This is a genomic window from bacterium, assembly GCA_030652805.1.
Taxonomy (GTDB): Bacteria; JAHJDO01; JAHJDO01; order JAHJDO01; family JAHJDO01; genus JAHJDO01.
This window is the reverse complement of record JAUSPT010000018.1, coordinates 1-4100: the sequence shown is the minus strand read 5'-3', so window position 1 is coordinate 4100 and position 4100 is coordinate 1. Positions and strand designations below refer to the sequence as shown.

Genomic DNA, 4100 nt, shown 5'->3' with positions numbered 1-4100 from the left:
CACCAAATTATTTAAAGACACTTATAATCTTCGCACTGAAGTTGAACGATACTTTGCTCGCCTTGGAGACAGGGAAGCTGAACAAACCACTCACTACAAACTCCGTTCTGTCCAGAATCAAATGACTATCGCTCATCTCTCTTTGAGTTTGGTTGCATACGCTGCCGCTCTTCTCTTGAAGCAACCTCAAAATATCAGATGCTATCGCACCTTTGCCAATTATTCCAAAGCTGCCTGACAAACACTAATTTTCAAAGAACAATGCATCTACAATAGGCAAACTATACCTTAAGTCGCCTAATTCCTTCAGGAAATCTCTCTAAATTCTTTTTTCTACCTTTGATGTATGTTTCTGTCTTTTTTTATTCTCTATCTCTTTTTCTTTTTCCTTTAATTCTCCATTTTGCAGAACTCTTAACGACGATACATGCCCATCGCCAAAAAGCACATTTGCTTTCCCGTTGTGTCTAAGATGTACTTTTTCCGTGGTACTATTCAAGAAGAACTTATATACCTGTTTATGATCGTCAGTGTTGCAGCTATCAAAAAGGAGAGTGAAGTTTACAAGTAGATCACCTGAGTAGGATGCATATAGCGTAGAAGGATCACTAAGATTATAAAGCTGTTTTACCGGAGTACGCAGTCTCCAACAAGCTTGGTAATTCCACATTGGCATAGCATAAGTTTTACTAAAACTATAGTATACTTTAGGATCGCCACTTGGACAGATAAATATAGTGCCTTTACCACTAACAGGCGTAGGACAGTATCCGCTATCATATAATGTTCTAACCCAAGGCCTGTCGTTTATATTAGCATTTGCCGCTGGTAGCCAGGCATCATTATCATCAGCATACATTATTAATGCCTGCCCAAGCTGTCTCAGATTGCTTATACACTTTACTCTTCTTGCCATTTCTCTCGCTTTTGTAAGCGCAGGTAATAAAATGGATGCAAGTAGAGCGATGATGGCTATTACAACAAGTAACTCTATTAACGTGAATGAGTTCCTGCTTCCCCAAATTTTTCTTATTTTATCTAACATTTTTGACCTCCTTCTTTAAGTTAATCCATATTCCTTCATCAACTTACAAACTTTATCTTTGTTCTCTTTCTCAAGCTTACAATAATCAGGTGCAAAGTTGCCTTTATACCCAAGCAGATTCATTCCATAACTGAAAGCGGGAGATACATCCAATTTAAGCAGCTTGTCCCTAAAAGAGGTTATTCTTTGCTGAATATATGCGGCTTTTCTCCAATTGCTCTTATCAATAGAGTTTTTTAATTCTTTCATCCATTCTGGGAATAAACAAAAAATACCGTCAAGCTGAAGCTTGAGTCCGTATCTGTAAAATACATCCATCAAATCAACCTGTGCACTTATAATATCAAAATCCTGATTTTCTTTGAAATGGTCATAAAGTTTCCTTACATAAGCAGGATCATGCGAACACTTAATTCCAAATATATTCGGATGCTTGCTTAATTCAACAACTGTATCAATTTCTATTTTTATCTTTGTTACTTGGGGTAAATCATACAGATAAATGGGAAAAGGAGAATAATCTGCAATTTGTGTGAAAAATCTTAATAAATCCTTCTGGCTTGCGCCGTGATAAAAAGGTGTTGTAAGAGCTATTCCATCAAGCTTAATTTTTTTGATAAGCTCTATTCTATCTTTTACTCTTTCAATACTGTTATCCATACATCCAACTATAATGGGGACAGCAGAGTTTATGCAATCAACTGCTGTTTCAGCTACCTCGGCAAATACATCATTTTTTATAGTCGCCTGCTTCCCCATTGATCCCATACATAGTATCCCGCTGATGTTTGCTTTTATCTGGTCGTCAATATGCTTTTTGAAACTTTCTTTTATAAGATTGCCATTATTATCCAATGGAGTTCCTATTGCTGTTATAAAACCGTCTCTAAATCTTTTATGCGTCATTTTATTGACCATTCTCAATTGTTATTCGACATATGCCTTTTTTTTCATCTATATATTCTGTATAGCATTTAAATCCATACTTCTCTATTATTCTTGAATACAATACGCCGCAATGCTTACAATAATCCTGATATTTTTTAATATGTTTTGTTTTTCTCAAAATTCCAACTGACGGACATTCATACATTTCTATTGAGAATCTGTTTTCATCAGCGCTCATCTTATAGTTTGCATTTTCCTCGGTTAATGTATGTGTCCAGTATTCCTTCATGCCCTGTATACCCTTTTCTTTTACAAGAGTTTCCAGATTCTGTAAGAAATTATCTGATATTTCTTCCCAGAAGTTTATAACTTTCCTCTTACCGCCTTTTTTATCCAGAAACTTAAATAACTCATTATAAGCTAATATGAACTCAGTGCATGAAATCACTTATCTCTCCCTCCAGAATTTCTGTAGGCATATACCCTCATTCTGAGCATATTCTACTGAACTCTTATATCCTGCATTCCTGCAAATTTCAGAGTTAAGTATTTTGCAGTGTTCGCAGAATTTCTCAAATATTTCATAGTTGTATTTCTTCATATGCCTAATTGCAGGGCATTTATTTATCTTTAAATTAAGCACATTATCATCACAAAAAAGTTTATAGTCCGCATCTTCAAGATCAAATATTTTCTTCCAGTGCCTTTCTAATTCTCTCAATCTGCTCTTTTTCAGAGCTTTTGATAATGGAGAATAAACTGTATTTGCTAAGTCTTCCAAATATTCCTTAACGCCATTGTCTCCATAACTATCATACACATACTTCAATCCAAAACTCATCGCGCCATGAAAATCCTTATGGACACCTTTTTTCACTTGTTCTCTCCCTTTGTATTTTGCGTTTCTACGCTTAATCTCCTGCAACTATTGCCCTCAAAAAATTTATAAGGGACTGTCTTACTTTTAACTTCCTTGCCGTTGATTAGAGCAATTATCATCTTTCCTGCAAGACGATAAGTTTTATCTATATCAACTTCAAAGCCTGTAAGCAATGAATTTTTTGCGTTTATTTTTCTAATCTTCTGAGTAGCAAGCATAAGTGATATATCTTCGGGAATACCTAATCCTCTATTCCTGATTTCATCAACTGCGTAATTAAACATATGTATATCAAATAGAATAGCTGTTGCTCCAGCATCAATAAGGTTGTTTGTTGCTTTAATTACATTAGAGGCATTGCTAATATCTGTCATTATGTATCTACTTTGAGCTGCCAGTCCAAGACTGTTGTATGCATTCTCGTATCCTCTTATTCCTCTCATCACTCCAATATTCTTCTTATCACCAATTACAAATCCTATCTTTCTGTGTCCTAATTCTAGAAGATAAGATATTCCTTCGTCTACAAGCTTAAAATAATCCACATTTATGTGAGGAGCCTTTTTCAATAAGGTATTACCGATAATAACAAACGGCACGTTTTTGGAAGCAAACCATTCATGAACCTCGCCTGGTACAGAGACTAAGATAAATGCATCTGCCTTTTTTTGAGAAATAAGACTGTCAATCTGCTGCTTTTTCGAGTAATGTTCAAGGCTTATCAATAGAATATGATAACCTGCCTTATCTAAAACTTTTTCTATCGACTTTATAAGAGAGATACTGGCAGGATGTCTTGCCTCAAATATTTCGCTTACAACAACAGCAATATTATTTGTGTTGTTAGATAATTTTCTATTCCTACTACTTACAAATGTCCCCTTCCCCTGAATACGCTCTATAAGCTCTTCGTTCTCAAGTATTCTGAGCGATTCTACAGCTGTATTTCTGCTGATATTAAATTTCCCAACTAGCTTTCTTTCTGAATAGAACTTGTCACCCTCCTTAAATTTACCATTCTTGATTTCCTTGCTGAGGATGTCTTTTAGCTGGCTATATTTAGGTATCGATTCTTTTAAATAACTAACCATTCAAATATCCTTAACCTTCATCAAAGTGGCTGGTTAACCATGCTAATTTAAATAATATCACATCCACATAATTCCTGTTGTGCTGGCTGGGCACATAGGTAACACTTTTTGTTTAAGATTCTCATTGTGATTCTCAATATATCTCATGGGTGTTAAATAATCAAGCGCTTGATGAGGGCGATTAAAATTGTACTCA

General features: G+C 35.2%; 6 protein-coding genes. 1 reads left to right on the top strand and 5 read right to left on the bottom strand.

Annotated elements, in window-relative coordinates:
- Positions 1-238 (top strand): hypothetical protein (locus tag Q7J67_00890; protein MDO9463852.1); only part of this gene is annotated, 238 nt, incomplete at its 5' end.
- Between the two features lie 81 nt (positions 239-319).
- Here the strand turns inward: Q7J67_00890 and Q7J67_00885 are convergent.
- From Q7J67_00885 to Q7J67_00865, 5 genes are read right to left on the bottom strand one after another with little or no spacing between them, the layout of a single operon-like run.
- Positions 320-1045, bottom strand: coding sequence for a prepilin-type N-terminal cleavage/methylation domain-containing protein (locus tag Q7J67_00885; protein MDO9463851.1), 726 nt, complete (start codon positions 1043-1045; stop codon positions 320-322).
- A gap of 15 nt (positions 1046-1060) precedes the next feature.
- Positions 1061-1963: a dihydrodipicolinate synthase family protein gene (locus Q7J67_00880; protein ID MDO9463850.1), complete on the bottom strand. Its 903-nt coding sequence runs from the start codon at positions 1961-1963 to the stop codon at positions 1061-1063.
- Positions 1953-2381, bottom strand: coding sequence for a hypothetical protein (locus tag Q7J67_00875; protein ID MDO9463849.1), 429 nt, complete (start codon positions 2379-2381; stop codon positions 1953-1955). Before Q7J67_00875 ends, Q7J67_00880 begins: the two co-directional genes overlap by 11 nt.
- Entirely contained in the window at positions 2382-2810 is a 429-nt protein-coding gene (locus tag Q7J67_00870; protein ID MDO9463848.1) for a hypothetical protein, read from the bottom strand.
- A complete protein-coding gene (locus Q7J67_00865; protein MDO9463847.1) occupies positions 2807-3904 on the bottom strand; it encodes a GntR family transcriptional regulator in 1098 nt (365 codons plus the stop codon). The genes Q7J67_00870 and Q7J67_00865 overlap by 4 nt, the downstream gene beginning before the upstream one ends.
- Positions 3905-4100: the final 196 nt, after the last annotated feature.

Coding starts and splice junctions, on each gene's coding strand:
- Q7J67_00885 (MDO9463851.1), bottom strand. CDS start 1,045: ATGTTAGATAAAATAAGAAAAATTTGGGGAAGCAGGAACTCATTCACG.
- Q7J67_00880 (MDO9463850.1), bottom strand. CDS start 1,963: ATGGTCAATAAAATGACGCATAAAAGATTTAGAGACGGTTTTATAACA.
- Q7J67_00865 (MDO9463847.1), bottom strand. CDS start 3,904: ATGGTTAGTTATTTAAAAGAATCGATACCTAAATATAGCCAGCTAAAA.